We start from the raw sequence: 13,867 nt of genomic DNA, 5'->3' as shown, positions 1-13,867 counted from the left end.
CGGGCATTCTCGATTTCAGACGTTTGCCGGCTTATTGCTCGAAGTAGGAGTACTTGCCGTCGTCACCCTTCTTCCAGGTGTACATGACGTAGTCCGGGCGGGTGATGTCGCCCTTGGCGTCATAGCCGATGTCGCCGATGGCCGTCGTCCAGGGGCCGCTCGACTTGATCGTCTCGGCGACTTTCTGGGCATCGTCGGCGGAGCCGGTCTTGGTGATAGCCGCTGCGATGATCTGTACCGTGGCGTAGGAGTAGAGCGTATAAGCCTCCGGCTCGAAACCGGCGGCGCGGAACTTCTCAACAAGCTCCTTGGCGTTCGGGTTCTTGCGCGGATCGGGAGCGAACGTCATCAGCGTGCCTTCGACGGCGTCGCCGGCGATCGACGCCAGTTCGTTCGAGACGATGCCGTCGCCGGACATGAACTGGGCCTTGAGGCCCTGGTCGGCGAGTTGGCGGATGATCAGGCCGGCCTCGGTGTGCAGGCCGCCATAATAGACGATGGAGACGCCGGCTTCCTTCATCTTGGCGATGAGCGCCGAGAAGTCCTTGTCGCCGACATTGATGCCTTCATACATGGCTTCGGTGACGCCATTGCCGTTGAGCGCCTTCTTGGTTTCGTCGGCAAGGCCCTGGCCATAAGGTGTCTTATCATGGATGAGCGCGATCTTGGCGTCCTTGAAGTTCTTGGCGACATAGTCGCCAGCAACCTTGCCCTGCTGGTCGTCGCGTCCGCAGGTGCGGAACGTGTTCCACATGCCGCGTTCGGTGAACTTCGGATTGGTCGCGGCAGGCGTGATCTCGAGGATGCCATTCTCGGCATAGACTTCCGACGCAGGAATTGAGACGCCCGAATTGAAGTGGCCATCGACGAACTTGATGCCGTCGGCGACAAACTTGTTGGCGACCGAGATGCCCTGCTTCGGATCCGACACGTCGTCACCGACGCTCAGCTTGAGTTGCTGGCCGAGGACTCCGCCGGCCGCGTTGATGTCAGCGACGGCCTGCTCTGCGCCCTTCTGCAGCTGCGCGCCGAAAGCGGCGTTCGGGCCGGTGATCGGACCGGCGACGCCGATCAGGATGTCAGCCCACGCGCTGCCGCTGAACGCGATGAACGCGGTCAGGGCCACGGCGGACAAGAGTGACTTTTTCATATAAACGCTCCCATTTACGGAGTGGGCGTGGATGACACTTTCATGCGATGCCCACCCTTATCGCAGAAAGCTCAGTTTGCCGATTTTCAGGCACTTGTCACGCCGATTCATCCCCGAAGCGGCGTTAATCATGAACGTCAACCCTTCGGTTTCCAGCTCAAAAGCGATGCTCTTTCGTAGAGCCAATTATACTGCGTCACCATCTGGTTGGTGCGCGTGTACTGGTAGCCGATGAAGCCCAGTATCATCAGCACGATTGTATCGACGATGTAGTAATGCAGCGAAAACATCGTGCCATTGAACAGCGCGTGATGGATGAACCTGATGCCGATGCCGAGGCCCAGCATGAAGAGGAACAGCTGGAAGAAGCTGCGCCAGGTCTGCGCGCTCGCCTTGCCCGTCATCCATGCGGCCCAGCCGCCGAGCAGGCAGGTGACGAAGAAGAACTGCCAGATCGAGGGTTCCTCGTAGAGAATGCCCTGCATGATTGATGTCTCCTTAGCATGATCCCGAAAAGTTGCAGACTTTTCGGACAAAGATCATGCGACAAACAAACAATTTGGAGCGGAATAACGAATGCACACATTCCGCTCCGAACTCAGTGGTGTCCGCCTTCGAGATAGGCGGCGCGCACTTCCGGATTGGCGAGCAGCTCCTTGCCGGTGCCGCTCATCGTCACATTGCCGTTGACCATGACGTAGCCCCGGGTGGCGAGCTTCAGCGCGCCGAAGGCGTTCTGCTCGACCAGGAACACGGTCAGCCCCTGGGTGCGGTTCAATTCGCGGATGGCGTCGAAGATCTGTTTGACGATCAGCGGCGCGAGACCCAGCGACGGCTCGTCGAGCAGAAGCAGCTTCGGCCGCGCCATCAGCGCGCGTCCGATCGACAGCATCTGCTGCTCGCCGCCCGACAGAGTGCCGCCGCGCTGGGCGATGCGCTCCTTCAGGCGCGGGAACAGCGTGAATACCTTCTCGACGTCCTCATTGTAATATTTGAGGTTGTCGAGGCTGGCGCCCATCTGCAGGTTTTCCATCACCGTCATGCGCGGGAAGATGCGGCGACCCTCCGGCGACTGGGCGATGCGCATGCGCGCGATTTCGTGCGTCGGCATCTGCGTGATGTCGGTGCCGGAAAAGGTGATGGTGCCGGCGCGAGCCCGTGGCGCGCCGAAGATGGTCATCATCAGCGTCGACTTGCCAGCGCCGTTGGCACCGATCAGCGCCACGATCTCACCCTCTTTGACGCTGACGTCGACGCCGTTCAGCGCCCTGATGTTGCCGTAGTAGGTCTCGACGCCCTTGATATCGAGCAGCGTTGTACCGGCCATTACTTACGCCCTCCGCGCGGCTTGGCTGTCGAGGATTTCCCAGCGGGCTTGGCCGTGGCCCGCTCGGCAGGCTTTCTTGGCGCGGCATTGGCCTTTGCATCGACCTGCTCGGCCTTCGAGGCGCCCTTCGACACCGTGACGCGCTCGCCCTCGCTATGGCCGATCGTGTCGGTCACCGGTCCGGCGAGAAAGGAAGACGACGTGCCCGGGCCGTGCGCGGCGTCGGGACCGATGTCCAGCTGCTCGATGACGTCCTCGTCGCCGACTTCGGTCAGCACCGTCTCGACCTCCTCGTCGTCGACGCCGAGATAGGCGGCGATGACGCGCGGATCGGTGCGCACCGATTGCGGACTGCCGTCGGAGATCTTGCGCCCGTATTCGAGCACCACGACATGGTCGGAAATCTGCATGACCACCGACATGTCGTGCTCGATCAAAAGGATCGAGGTGCTGTTCTTGATGTCCATCAGCAGCGCATTGAGCGCCGCCGATTCCCTCGGGTTGAGGCCGGCGGCAGGTTCGTCGAGGCACAGAAGCTCCGGCCCCGTGCACATGGCGCGGGCGATTTCCAGGCGCCGCTGCGCGCCATAGGGCAAATCGCCGGCCGGATCGTCGGCGCGATCGACGAGGTTGGCCTTCTCCAGCCAGTGCTTGGCCAGATCGATCGATTCGGCCGATGCCTTGCGGTAGCTCGAGAAGCCGAACAGGCCAAGCATCGTATAGCCCGACGCCTTCATCAGCTTGTTGTGCTGGGCGACCAGAAGGTTCTCCAGCAGCGTCATGCCCGAGAACAGGCGGATGTTCTGGAAGGTACGCGCCACCTTGGCGCGCGCCGGGATCTCGTGGTTCGGCAAGCGCTCAAGCAGGTAGCTCGAGCCGTCACTCCGGTTGAGCGTGATCATGCCTTCCGACGGCTTGTAGAAGCCGGTGATGCAGTTGAACACGGTGGTCTTGCCGGCGCCATTCGGCCCGATCAGCGCCGTGATCTCGCCACGTCTGGCCTGGAAGGACAGGTCGCCGATGGCAACCAGACCGCCGAACTTCATCGACAGATGCTCGACCTGCAGGATGGCGTCGTTCATGCCCGGGTTGGCTTTCTGAATAGGGTCCGCATTCATCAGCCGTGCCCTTCCTTGGTGAAGGATCCCGATACCGACCTTCGCTCCTTCAGGAAGGCTGTCGGTTCACGGCTGCCGACGAAGCCACGCGGCTTCCACAGCATGACGATGACCATGGCCATGCCGAACAGCAGCATGCGGTAGAGTTCGGGTGTGAAGTCGGGACCGAAGATGCGCTTCAGGAAATCGAGTTCGCGCAGGATTTCCGTGCCGCCGATCATCACCAGCGCCGCCACCGCGATACCGCCCAACGAGCCCATGCCGCCGAGCACGACGATGGCGAGGATGATCGCCGATTCCAGGAAGACGAAGGATTCCGGACTGACGAAGCCTTGCCGTGCGGCGAAGAACGAGCCGGCAAAGCCGCCGAACATGGCGCCGGTGGCAAAGGCGGTGAGCTTAGTGGTGGTGGTGTTGATGCCGAGCGAGCGACAAGCAATCTCGTCCTCGCGCAATGCCTCCCAGGCGCGGCCGACCGGCAGACGGCGCAGTCGGATGGTGACGAATGCGGTCAGCAGGCAAAGCCCCAGGATCAGATAGTAAAGGAATATCTTGTAATAGGCGCCCGACTGGGCGATGCCCAGTACCTTGGCGATGTAGTTCGGGTCCGAGACGTTGAACGACATCAGGCCGAAGAAGCTGACCTTGGGAATGCCAGAGATACCGGCCGAGCCGTTGGTCACCTCGCGCCAGTTGATGATCACCAGCCGGATGATCTCGCCGAAGGCCAGCGTCACGATCGCCAAATAGTCGCCGCGCAGGCGCAGCACTGGAAAGCCGAGCATGACGCCCCAGAAGGCGGCCATCAGGCCGGCGGCAGGCAGCAGGATCCAGAATGACAGGCCGAAATGCGTGCCAAGCAGCGCATAGGCGTAGGCGCCGACGGCGTAGAAGGCGACATAGCCGAGGTCGAGCAGGCCGGCGAGGCCGACGACGATGTTCAACCCCCAGGCCAGCATCACGTAAATCAGGATCTGGATGCCAAAATTATCGACCCACTTCAGCGAACCTTGAAAGCCGACCAGCAAAACGATCACGATCGGATACACGAACAGCACGGTAATGCCGATCGTATTGAAGTTGCGGCGCACGAAGCCGGGCGCTGCCACCACTGCGGGCGCCTGGGCCTTTCGCGCCTTGGCGCGCTCCAGCGCCGGCTGTCCGAAGCCGACATAAAGGAAGCGCCCGACTGCGGTGAGGATCACCACCAGGGCGAGCAAGCCCCAGCGCTGCACCAGAATCAGTTCGTTGGAGATGTTCTGGTCGGTCTTGAGACCGATGAACAGCACGAACAGGCCGAGCGCGATGGCGCCGGCATAGAGTGCCTCGCGCAAAGCGCGCTGCACTGGAGTGGCGACGACGTCGCGCTCCGGGGAAACGGTGACTGCCATGAGCTCAGACCTTTTCGACTTCTGGCCGGCCCAGAATGCCGGAAGGCAGGAAGATCAGCACGATCGCCAGGATCGAGAACGCGGCGACGTCCTTGTAGTCGATCGAGAAATAAGCCGACCACATGCTTTCGATGAAGCCGATCAACAGCCCGCCGAGCACGGCGCCGGGCAGCGAGCCGATGCCGCCGAGCACTGCCGCGGTAAAGGCCTTCACGCCGGGCGTGAAGCCGTCGGAAAACACCACCACGCCGTAATACATCAGGAACAGCGTGCCGGCGACGGCGGCAAGGGCAGCACCCATGATGAAGGTGATCGAGATCGTGCGGTCGACATCGATCCCAAGCAGCGCCGCCATCTTGCGGTCCTGCTCGCAGGCGCGCTGCGCCCGGCCGAGCGAGGTCTTGTTGACGAGATACCAGAAGATCGCCAGCAGGATTGCCGTGACCAGAACGATGATGATCTGCTTCAGCGACACGCTGACGCCCTCGATCGTGTAGACCTTTGACACCAGCGGCGGGATCGGCTTGTTGCGTGGCCCTTGCGTCACCTGGACGAAATTGGAGAGTGCGATCGACATGCCGATCGCGGTGATCAGCGGCGCCAGCCGGAACGAACCGCGCAGCGGCCGGTAGGCCACCTTCTCGATCGTCCAGTTGTAGAGGCTGGTCAGAAGCATCGCCACGATCATCATGATCAGCAGCGCGATGACGATCGGCACCGAATAGAACAGGGCGCCGAGGATGAGGAAGACGATGAGGGCGGCGAAGGCCCCGACCATGAAAATGTCGCCATGGGCGAAATTGATCATGCCTATGATGCCGTAGACCATCGTATAGCCGATTGCGATCAGCCCATAGATCGATCCCAGCGTCAGCCCATTGATAAGCTGCTGGACGAAGTACTGCATACTGCCGTGGCTCCCCTGGAATGTCGCCTTTGCGGACGCATTCCTTTTCGTATTTCCCCTAGTCGTAAAGTTTCGAGCCCGGATTGCAACGTGATTTTTTCAATCGTCGCGCGTCTTTTGCCGGCACGCCTTCCGATTGCCCGTTTTTTGCTACCCGACCTCTGGACTACCGCGGACCCTACCATTGGCATAACGCAATGTCTTTGACGATTCGGCCGTATCATGCACCCTGTTTCGAAGAAATCGCCGTCAAGATTAGGTGATGAGCGGGATCGTTGCGCCGGCCGAGATCGCCCCGTTTGCGCTCCTCCTGTTTCCGCGGGGTCAGGATTCTCCCTATTTGCCGACGAACCCGTGCGCGAACGGATCGCGGTCGTCGATGAAGATGGTGTTCAGTCCGGTCATCCGCGCCCAGCCGCCGATCGATGATCGCCTCGCCAGAACTCAGTAGGCCGATCCGCCATCCTGACCAAGAACGTGCCGCTCGGTGCCGTTCAGCGGCGGGTTGAAGACGCTGACCAGGACCATGTCGCTGGCCGCGTCCGCACGCAGATAATGCTCGTCATGCTCGTCGAGCACATAGATCGTGCCCGGCTCGATCCGATGCACCCGACCGGCCATGTCCTCGACCTCGCCTGCGCCGGTGATACAGTAGCAAGCCTCGAAATGCCGCCGGTAATGCAGGCGTGATTCGCTGCCTGCACGCACGACGGTATGGCAGACGGTGAAGCCCATGCCGTCCTGCTGCGTCAGCAGGCGATGGCTCGTGCCATTGCCCCAATCGACGAAGAAGTCAGATTTTTCTACATCAGTCAGTTGTCTTGTAAACATGATCGCTCTCTCGAAGGCTACACCGACCGCAGGAATGCCGCAGCGAAGGCACGCTTTCAAATGATTGCTTCTCACGCGAGATGTTAGTAAATTTTACAGATGGACTACTTCCCACTGAATGCCGTTCGCGCTTTCGAGGCGGCTGCTCGCCATCTGAGCTTTTCGGCTGCCGGCGAAGAGCTTCACGTCACCCATCCCGCCATCAGCCACCAGATCAGGCGGCTGGAGGAATGGCTGGGCGTTTCGCTCTTTCATCGGGATGCCCGCAAGGTTCGCCTGACGGAAGCGGGGGTGATCCTGCAGGCCTCGGCGAGCAGCGCGCTTGCCGAACTCGGCGCCACGTGCCGCCGAATACGGCGCAATGCCGCGCTGGAGACCTTGTCCGTTGGCTGTATCCCTTCCATTGCCAGCCGCTGGCTGGTGCCGCGTCTGGCAGACTTTACCGCCCGTCATCCGGGTATCGGCATGAGGGTCGCCTACGCCAAGGCCGACGAAAGGCTCGGCGACGGCCAGAACGACGTGCTGATCACGCTCGGCGCCGATCCATCTCCCGACGTCACCAGCCTAAAACTGTTTTCCCGCTTCAATCGGCCGGTGTGCAGCCCGCACTATCTTGCACGCAGGGAGCATCTGCGCACGCCGGCCGGCATCGCCGCCGCCGACCTTCTGCACGACGAGAGCCGACACGGCTGGCGTGAATGGTTTCTGGAGGCCGGACTACCCGAGGTCGATGTAGGCAACGGACCGGTCTTCGCCGACTTCAACATTCTTGCCACGGCGGTCATCGCCGGTCACGGCGTGGCGCTCTGTCCGGTCGAGGTTTTTCGCGACGAGTTAAGGCGTGGCGACCTGATCGTTCTGTCGGAGGTGGCGACGAACCGCGACAAGGGCTACTTCCTGACAATGTCGGCGCAAGCATCACCGGCAGCGCTCAAATTCGCTGACTGGTTTCGCCAGGAGGTTTCCGCCGACAAAGAATCTCAGGTCGGCCCAATCGACGTCACTTGACGATGAACCCATGCGCGAACGGATCGCGGTCGTCGATGAAGATGGTGTTCAGTCCGGTCATTCGCGCCCAGCCGCCGATCGAGGGGATGATCGCCTGCTTGCCCGCGACGCTGACTTCCTTTTCGACCCGGCCCTTGAACAGCGAGCCGATGATCGATTCATGCACGAAGCTGTCGCCCGCCTTGAGTTTGCCCTTGGCATGCAGCTGCGCCATCCGCGCCGAGGTGCCGGTGCCGCAAGGTGAGCGGTCGATCGCCTTGTCGCCGTAGAAGACGGCATTGCGCGCATCCGCTTCAGGATGCGTCGGCTTGCCGGTCCACAGCATGTGCGACAGCCGGTTGATGCCGGGATTCTCGGGATGTTCGAATGTGTACTTCTCGTTCAGCCGCTGCCGCACCACCGGGCTCCAGGCGATGAGATCGCCGGCGGAATGGTCGGCCATGTCGCGATAATTCTCCTGAGGCTCGACGATGGCGTAGAAATTGCCGCCATAGGCGACGTCGACCTTGATCTCGCCGAGCTGCGGACATTCCACCGTCAGGCCCTCGGCATAGAGGAAGGACGGCACATTGGTGATGCGCACCTCCTCGACATACTCGCCGACCTGCTTGTACTCGGCGATGACCAGGCCGGCCGGCGTGTCGAGCCTCAGCACGCCCGGCGTCTTCGGCTTGATCAACCCGTGCTCGATCGCCATCGTCACTGTGCCGATGGTGCCATGGCCGCACATCGGCAGGCAGCCCGAGGTCTCGATGAACAGGATGGCGATGTCGCAGTCCTCGCGCGTCGGCGGGTAGAGGATCGAGCCGGACATCACGTCGTGGCCGCGCGGCTCGAACATCAGCCCGGTGCGGATCCAGTCATATTCGGCAAGGAAATGCGCGCGCCGCTCCATCATCGTCGAACCCTGGAGCAGCGGCCCGCCGCCGGCGACCAGCCGCACCGGATTGCCGCAGGTATGGCCGTCGATGCAGAAGAAGGATTGCTTGGCCATGACGTCTCCTGGAACTCAAAACCGTTGTGGACTGAAAGGCGCGAGATCGATCGGCGGAGTCTGCCCGAGAACGAGATCGCGGATCAAGCGGCCGGTGGCCGCCGACTGGGTCAGGCCGAGATGGCCGTGGCCGAAGGCATAGAGGACCGACGGGCTCTTCCGGGCACTGCCGATGACCGGCAGCGAATCCGGCAGCGACGGCCGGAACCCCATCCATTCGCGACCGCCGGCCGGATCGAGCCCCGGCAGGAAGGCTTTCGCCTTTTCCAGCATGGCCTTCGAGCGCGCGAAATTCGGCGGGCGATCGATGCCGCCGAGTTCGACCGCGCCACCGACGCGCAAGCCCGTTTCGAGCGGCGTGATGACGAAGCCATGGCCGGAGAAGATCAGCTGCCGCTTCACGTCGAAGGCGGTCTTCGGCAGCGTCGTGTTGTAGCCGCGCTCGGTCTCCAGCGGGATGCGCTCGCCGAGATCCTTGGCCAACAGATGCGACCATGCCCCGGCGGCGACGACGAGCTGCCTTGCCATTCTGGTGGCGCCATCGGCAAGCGTCAGCGTCGCGCCATCTTGCCTCACGTCGACCCGCTCGACCCGCACCTTTTCAAAACGGGCGCCTAACCTCTCGGCATAGGCCCAGACCGCCTTGCCGAGCAATTTGGGATCAGCCACGGTTTTCCATCCCGGCACGAACGTGGCCTTGATGAAACGCGGCGAAAGCCCCGGCTGCAAACCCGCCAGCTCCTCACCCTCTACATGGCGGAAGCTGATGCCGAAACGCTCGCGCGCTGCCCAGCTCGGCAGCGAAGCGCGAAACTCGGCCTCGCACTCGTAAAACTCCAGCGAGCCGTCCTCGCGCAGCATCGGCCGCGTGCCGGAGCGATCGAGCAAGGCCATCCATTCTGCCTCGGCAAGCTTCATCATGCCGGCCTGCGCTGCGAGGCTCGCCTCATAGCGATCGCTGCGCCCGGCGCGCCAGAAACGAAACAGCCAGGGCAGGAGTTTCGGCAGATAGGCGGGCGGAATGCTGAGCGGCCCCAGCGGATCGGCAAGCCATTTCGGCAATTGCCTGATCATGCCCTTGTGCGCGAGCGGCAGCACATCGGAAAAGGCGAAGGCGGCGGCATTGCCGGAGCTTGTCTCCTCGCAAATGCCGGTCCGGTCGAAGATCGTGACCTTTCGTCCCGCCTCGGCCAGATAGGCCGCGGCACAGATGCCGATGATGCCACCCCCGACAATGGCGATGTCTTCACCTTCTCCCCGTTCACGGGGAGAAGGTGCCCGAAGGGCTGATGAGGGGCGGCGCCCTTCGTTTGCCGGTTCGGAATTTCCTTGCACGTCGGTGCTGCCCTTCATCTGGCTGCCGCCATTGCCCTTCGCTATCGCTCCGGGCGTTCACTGTTCGAAACGCCAAGCAATTGGCTTTTCGTCCGCTACGCGGACCACGCCTCGCCCCCGTGAACGGGGAGAAGAGACCTAGAACTGCGGCAGCTTCGGCCGCACCGTCAGCGCGTCCTTGACGATCTTCTCGACCGCCTTGCGGCGCTCGCCCGACAGTGGCTGGCGCGGCATGCGCACGCGGTCGTTGGTGTTGATCGCAAACACTTCCGCAAGCTTGATGTTCTGCACCAGATAGGTCGACACGTCGAGGTCGAGCAGCGGCCGGAACCAGCGATAGATGGAGAGAGCCTCCTCGCAGCGACCCTGCTTCATCAGCTGGTAGATGGCGACGGTCTCGCGCGGGAAGGCGGTGACCAGCCCAGCCACCCAGCCGATGGCGCCGACCGACAGCGCCTCGAAGGCGAGATTGTCGACGCCGGTGAACAGATCGTAGCGTGTGCCGAGGCGATTGATGATCTCGGTCGAGCGGCGGATGTCGTCGGAGGATTCCTTGATGGCGACAAAGCGCTTGTCGGCCGCCAGCTCCTCCATCTGGTCGACGGTGACGTCGACGCGGTAGGCGAGTCGATTGGAGTAGATCATGACAGGCAGGTCGCCGGCCTCGGCGACGGCGCGCAGCGCCGCAACCGTCTCTTCCGGATTGGTGTGGTAGATCGGGCTCGGCACGACCATCAATCCGTTGGCGCCTTCCTTGGCGGCGCGGCGTGCGATGTTGGCGGCTTCGCGTGTGCCGGCCTCGTTGACCGTCAACAGCACCGGCTTCTTGCCAGCAACCTTCTGCGCGGTCTTCAGCACCTCGATCTTCTCGTCATGCGACAGCATCGGCCCTTCGCCGAGCGAGCCGCAAACGATGATGCCGTCGCAACCGGCCTCCATCTGCAGCGCAAAGCAGCGCTCCATCTCGGCATGGTCGAGGCGGTCGTCCTCGGTGAATTTGGTCGTGACGGCGGGGAATACTCCGGTCCACATGTCTATCTCTCCATCTGATATATCAGTGATATATTTGATAGGAAACCCGCTGTCAATGCGGAATCTGTTATGATATATCTAGCATATATCAGAGGGCACGATGGCATTGTGGGATGATATATCTGGCTCCGAGCCAGCGGCGGCGAAGGCCTATCGCATGCTTGAGCACATGATCGTAACGCTCGAACTGGCGCCGGCCAGCTTCGTCACCGAAGGCGCGCTGATCGAGCGCCTCGGCCTCGGCCGCACGCCGGTACGCGAGGCGATTCAGCGCCTGGCCTGGGAAGGCCTGCTGGATGTCCGGCCGCGCGCCGGCATCGCGATTGCTCCGCTCCATCCCGGCGACTGGCTGCGCGTCCTCGACGCGCGTCGCGGCGTCGAGGTGGTGCTGGCCCGCTCGGCCGCCCGCTTCGTCACCCGCGAGGCCGCCGACCTGTTTCACGAAGCCGCCCTTGCCATGCAGAAGGCGGTGATCTCGGGCAATGTGCTTGCCTTCATCCAGGCCGACAAGGCGCTCGACGAGGCGCTGGCGCTGGCTGCCGACAATCCGTTCGCGGCGCGGCTGGCCGCGCCCCTGCAGACCCACAGCCGCCGCTTCTGGTTCCGCTACAAGGCCGACACCGGGCTGGCCGAATCGGCCGAGCACCATGTCGCGCTGATCCGCTCGATCCTCGATGGCGACGAGGAAGGAGCAGCCAAGGACGCCAAGCGGCTGATGGCGCTGCTGCGCGGCCATGCCGAGACGGCGGCGACGCGGTAATCCAAGTCAGCCTTCGGCCGGGCCCTTGTGCGCCGCCCATTTCAACAAGGCGTCGAGAGCCGGGCACAGCGCCTGACCCCAGTCGGTCAGGCAGTACTCGACCTTCGGCGGCACCTGGTGGTGCACGATGCGGCGCACGATGCCGTCGGCCTCCATCTGCCGCAGCTGCTGGATCAGCATCTTCTGCGAGATCGCCGGGATCGCCCGTTCGAGATCGGAAAAGCGCAGCACCTTGCCGCCGAACAGGTGAAACAGGATCACCAGCTTCCAGCGACCTTCGAGGATGCGCAGCACATTCTCCACGCCGTTCGCCGCTGACAACGGCGTCAATGCCTCGACCTTGCTTGCAGGTTTCACCTTACTTTCGGGTAAGTACCTTACTTTTTCGTCCGTTCTTGTCATTTCGGCAGCTTATCTCATTTTAGGGACCGAACAAGCGCCGCGCACGTCAGGTCGACAGCGGTAATCGGAACCGGAGACGAGCCCATGACCATAAAACTTCCCCAGCCGCTGGTGGACTATTTTGCCGCCAAAAACAGGCACGACATCGACGGGATGCTCGTCCCCTTCTCGCCGAACGCAACGGTCCGGGACGAAGGCGAAACCCATCAGGGGCCAGCCGCCATCCGCAACTGGATGGAAGCAACCACACGCAAATACCGGGTGACCGTCGAGGTCGCCGACGCGACGGTCAACGGCCATGCGTGGCGGGTCGCCGGCATCGTGTCGGGCAATTTCCCCGGCAGTCCGGCGACACTCCATTACAACTTCACGCTGGACGGCGACCGGATCACGACCCTGGAGATCGGCGCGTGACCATGCCGCCGGCGAGGCCATCGTTCATCGGCTTTCGACGGCGGTGGTGACGCAAGGCACAGCGCCCGTTCCGTCATGCATCGTGGCCGGACTGGGCCATCACGTTTTCCCAATTGTTGCCGGCCGCGATGATGCAGCTTGTGCCGGCGACATCGGTGACGACGATCGTCCAGGTTCCGCTCTCACCGACGAAGACTTCCATGATCGCGGTCTGGCCGATCAGCCCGAACGCAAACTGCCTTTCCTGGAAATTCTCGCTCAGATGCGCGACGAGAACGCCGTGCTCGACGCAGAACTGGTACTGGGCGCTGGCGGCACTCGTGCCCATCGCCAGCGCGCCGGCAAGAACCAGGGTTTTCACCCAAGCTGACAGAGATTTGCGTGCCATAAAGCACCTCCTTTGCCATCGCGTCCCGGCAAGAGGAAGTGATTTGACGGCCTCATTTTGCCGGGACGATCCAGGCCGGTTCCGACGTCTTCATCGCGTCGCTCCTTTCTGTGTTCCGGTCTGCCGTCCAGCGGATGTTCCCGCTATGTTCCATATATGGTGTTGACCAAGGAAAATAACAAGCGGGCGCCGCGCGAGGACGCCCGCTTGTTCCCTTTTGGATCCGAAAGACAGTCGCGGTCTGGCCATGCCGCAACAGCCTTGGAAAACCTTCAGGTGCCCGGCAGGGCAGCCACCATCGTCGCACCGTCCCAACCTTCGCCCGCCATGATGACGCAACTCTGACCTTGCGTGTCGGTGGCAAGGATCGTCCAAGTGCCCTGCTCGGAAACGAAGACCTCAAGGATCACGCTTGGATTGACCAGGCCGCGCGCTGTTTCGCTTTCGTGGAATCTATCGCCAAGCGCCTTGACCATGTCGGCGCGCGCCGCGCATTGCTCGGCCGCCGTTGCCGGGGCAGCAATGGACACGGACGCTGCCACGCAAGATATCATTGCCGTGAGACGTGTCATCTCACACCTCCTCACACCAGGGTGGCGCCCCTAGACATTCGCCACCGCCATCAATTGATCCGCCCGCGCTCCTGCGCGGCGGGATTGTGGTGTAAGGCTGTTGTCCACCCGCCCGGTTCCATCACATTAGCGTTCTGGCGGATATCGGCCGCGATCCAAAGCAAAAGGCCCGGCGCTGGGGCCGGGCCTTTATTTTCGGTCGGTCGAAACTGGATCAGTTCATCGTCGGGATGACGAA

General features: G+C 62.4%; 15 protein-coding genes and 2 pseudogenes. 3 read left to right on the top strand and 14 right to left on the bottom strand.

What is annotated here, in order from left to right:
• Positions 1–31: 31 nt before the first annotated feature.
• The 8 genes and pseudogenes from AC1RUK_RS30005 to AC1RUK_RS29970 form a co-directional block, all read right to left on the bottom strand.
• Positions 32–1,150 (bottom strand): branched-chain amino acid ABC transporter substrate-binding protein, encoded by a 1,119-nt coding sequence (locus tag AC1RUK_RS30005; protein WP_481837737.1) that lies wholly within the window; start codon positions 1,148–1,150, stop codon positions 32–34.
• Positions 1,151–1,287: 137 nt separating this feature from the next.
• Positions 1,288–1,635, bottom strand: coding sequence for a DUF6867 family protein (locus tag AC1RUK_RS30000; protein ID WP_481837738.1), 348 nt, complete (start codon positions 1,633–1,635; stop codon positions 1,288–1,290).
• Between the two features lie 113 nt (positions 1,636–1,748).
• Complete coding sequence (locus tag AC1RUK_RS29995) at positions 1,749–2,477, bottom strand: ABC transporter ATP-binding protein (RefSeq protein ID WP_481837739.1); 729 nt, start codon at positions 2,475–2,477, stop codon at positions 1,749–1,751.
• Positions 2,478–2,488: 11 nt separating this feature from the next.
• Positions 2,489–3,595, bottom strand: a pseudogene (locus AC1RUK_RS29990) (ABC transporter ATP-binding protein); the annotation flags it as partial.
• Positions 3,595–4,986 (bottom strand): high-affinity branched-chain amino acid ABC transporter permease LivM, encoded by a 1,392-nt coding sequence (livM, locus tag AC1RUK_RS29985; protein WP_481837740.1) that lies wholly within the window; start codon positions 4,984–4,986, stop codon positions 3,595–3,597. The pseudogene AC1RUK_RS29990 and the gene livM, both read right to left, overlap by 1 nt.
• 4 nt (positions 4,987–4,990) lie before the next feature.
• On the bottom strand, positions 4,991–5,893 hold the full coding sequence (locus tag AC1RUK_RS29980) for a branched-chain amino acid ABC transporter permease (RefSeq protein WP_481837741.1): 903 nt from the start codon (positions 5,891–5,893) through the stop codon (positions 4,991–4,993).
• Positions 5,894–6,229: 336 nt separating this feature from the next.
• Positions 6,230–6,319, bottom strand: a pseudogene (locus AC1RUK_RS29975) (proline racemase family protein); the annotation flags it as partial.
• 18 nt (positions 6,320–6,337) lie between these two features.
• Positions 6,338–6,724, bottom strand: coding sequence for an ectoine synthase (locus tag AC1RUK_RS29970; protein ID WP_481837742.1), 387 nt, complete (start codon positions 6,722–6,724; stop codon positions 6,338–6,340).
• A 99-nt stretch (positions 6,725–6,823) separates the two neighbouring features.
• Here AC1RUK_RS29970 and AC1RUK_RS29965 point away from each other — a divergent pair, with 99 nt between their 5' ends.
• Positions 6,824–7,732: a LysR substrate-binding domain-containing protein gene (locus AC1RUK_RS29965; protein WP_481837743.1), complete on the top strand. Its 909-nt coding sequence runs from the start codon at positions 6,824–6,826 to the stop codon at positions 7,730–7,732.
• On the opposite strand, the gene AC1RUK_RS29960 is transcribed toward AC1RUK_RS29965, so the two are convergent.
• The 3 genes from AC1RUK_RS29960 to AC1RUK_RS29950 form a co-directional block, all read right to left on the bottom strand.
• Positions 7,725–8,726, bottom strand: coding sequence for a 4-hydroxyproline epimerase (locus AC1RUK_RS29960; RefSeq protein WP_481837744.1), 1,002 nt, complete (start codon positions 8,724–8,726; stop codon positions 7,725–7,727). The two genes, AC1RUK_RS29965 and AC1RUK_RS29960, sit on opposite strands and share 8 nt — an antisense overlap.
• A gap of 15 nt (positions 8,727–8,741) precedes the next feature.
• The gene (locus AC1RUK_RS29955; RefSeq protein WP_481837745.1) at positions 8,742–10,079 is read right to left on the bottom strand and encodes an NAD(P)/FAD-dependent oxidoreductase; all 1,338 of its coding nucleotides are present in this window, start codon (positions 10,077–10,079) and stop codon (positions 8,742–8,744) included.
• 120 nt (positions 10,080–10,199) lie between these two features.
• Positions 10,200–11,093, bottom strand: a complete 894-nt coding sequence (locus AC1RUK_RS29950; protein ID WP_481840152.1) for a dihydrodipicolinate synthase family protein — start codon at positions 11,091–11,093, stop codon at positions 10,200–10,202.
• A gap of 100 nt (positions 11,094–11,193) precedes the next feature.
• Here AC1RUK_RS29950 and AC1RUK_RS29945 point away from each other — a divergent pair, with 100 nt between their 5' ends.
• A complete protein-coding gene (locus tag AC1RUK_RS29945; RefSeq protein ID WP_436246930.1) occupies positions 11,194–11,853 on the top strand; it encodes a GntR family transcriptional regulator in 660 nt (219 codons plus the stop codon).
• 6 nt (positions 11,854–11,859) lie between these two features.
• On the opposite strand, the gene AC1RUK_RS29940 is transcribed toward AC1RUK_RS29945, so the two are convergent.
• A complete protein-coding gene (locus AC1RUK_RS29940; RefSeq protein ID WP_436171811.1) occupies positions 11,860–12,183 on the bottom strand; it encodes a winged helix-turn-helix transcriptional regulator in 324 nt (107 codons plus the stop codon).
• Between the two features lie 156 nt (positions 12,184–12,339).
• Here AC1RUK_RS29940 and AC1RUK_RS29935 point away from each other — a divergent pair, with 156 nt between their 5' ends.
• Positions 12,340–12,669, top strand: coding sequence for a nuclear transport factor 2 family protein (locus AC1RUK_RS29935; RefSeq protein WP_481837747.1), 330 nt, complete (start codon positions 12,340–12,342; stop codon positions 12,667–12,669).
• 73 nt (positions 12,670–12,742) lie between these two features.
• On the opposite strand, the gene AC1RUK_RS29930 is transcribed toward AC1RUK_RS29935, so the two are convergent.
• Positions 12,743–13,057 carry a hypothetical protein gene (locus AC1RUK_RS29930; protein WP_481837748.1) on the bottom strand — a complete coding sequence of 105 codons (315 nt, stop codon included), beginning with the start codon at positions 13,055–13,057 and terminating at the stop codon, positions 12,743–12,745.
• A 272-nt stretch (positions 13,058–13,329) separates the two neighbouring features.
• On the bottom strand, positions 13,330–13,587 hold the full coding sequence (locus tag AC1RUK_RS29925; RefSeq protein WP_481837749.1) for a hypothetical protein: 258 nt from the start codon (positions 13,585–13,587) through the stop codon (positions 13,330–13,332).
• Between the last annotated feature and the right edge of the window lie 280 nt (positions 13,588–13,867).

This window comes from Mesorhizobium monacense (assembly GCF_056781675.1).
The sequence above is the reverse complement of the archived record's forward strand: the minus strand, read 5'-3'. Positions and strand labels throughout refer to the sequence as shown.

Bases quoted from the DNA above. Each gene is read 5' to 3' on its own strand.
- AC1RUK_RS29950 (WP_481840152.1), bottom strand. From the start codon at position 11,093: ATGTGGACCGGAGTATTCCCCGCCGTCACGACCAAATTCACCGAGGAC.
- AC1RUK_RS29970 (WP_481837742.1), bottom strand. From the start codon at position 6,724: ATGTTTACAAGACAACTGACTGATGTAGAAAAATCTGACTTCTTCGTC.
- AC1RUK_RS29980 (WP_481837741.1), bottom strand. From the start codon at position 5,893: ATGCAGTACTTCGTCCAGCAGCTTATCAATGGGCTGACGCTGGGATCG.
- AC1RUK_RS29965 (WP_481837743.1), top strand. From the start codon at position 6,824: ATGGACTACTTCCCACTGAATGCCGTTCGCGCTTTCGAGGCGGCTGCT.
- AC1RUK_RS29960 (WP_481837744.1), bottom strand. From the start codon at position 8,726: ATGGCCAAGCAATCCTTCTTCTGCATCGACGGCCATACCTGCGGCAAT.
- AC1RUK_RS29995 (WP_481837739.1), bottom strand. From the start codon at position 2,477: ATGGCCGGTACAACGCTGCTCGATATCAAGGGCGTCGAGACCTACTAC.
- AC1RUK_RS29935 (WP_481837747.1), top strand. From the start codon at position 12,340: ATGACCATAAAACTTCCCCAGCCGCTGGTGGACTATTTTGCCGCCAAA.
- AC1RUK_RS29930 (WP_481837748.1), bottom strand. From the start codon at position 13,057: ATGGCACGCAAATCTCTGTCAGCTTGGGTGAAAACCCTGGTTCTTGCC.
- AC1RUK_RS30005 (WP_481837737.1), bottom strand. From the start codon at position 1,150: ATGAAAAAGTCACTCTTGTCCGCCGTGGCCCTGACCGCGTTCATCGCG.
- AC1RUK_RS29955 (WP_481837745.1), bottom strand. From the start codon at position 10,079: ATGAAGGGCAGCACCGACGTGCAAGGAAATTCCGAACCGGCAAACGAA.
- AC1RUK_RS30000 (WP_481837738.1), bottom strand. From the start codon at position 1,635: ATGCAGGGCATTCTCTACGAGGAACCCTCGATCTGGCAGTTCTTCTTC.
- AC1RUK_RS29945 (WP_436246930.1), top strand. From the start codon at position 11,194: ATGGCATTGTGGGATGATATATCTGGCTCCGAGCCAGCGGCGGCGAAG.
- livM (WP_481837740.1), bottom strand. From the start codon at position 4,986: ATGGCAGTCACCGTTTCCCCGGAGCGCGACGTCGTCGCCACTCCAGTG.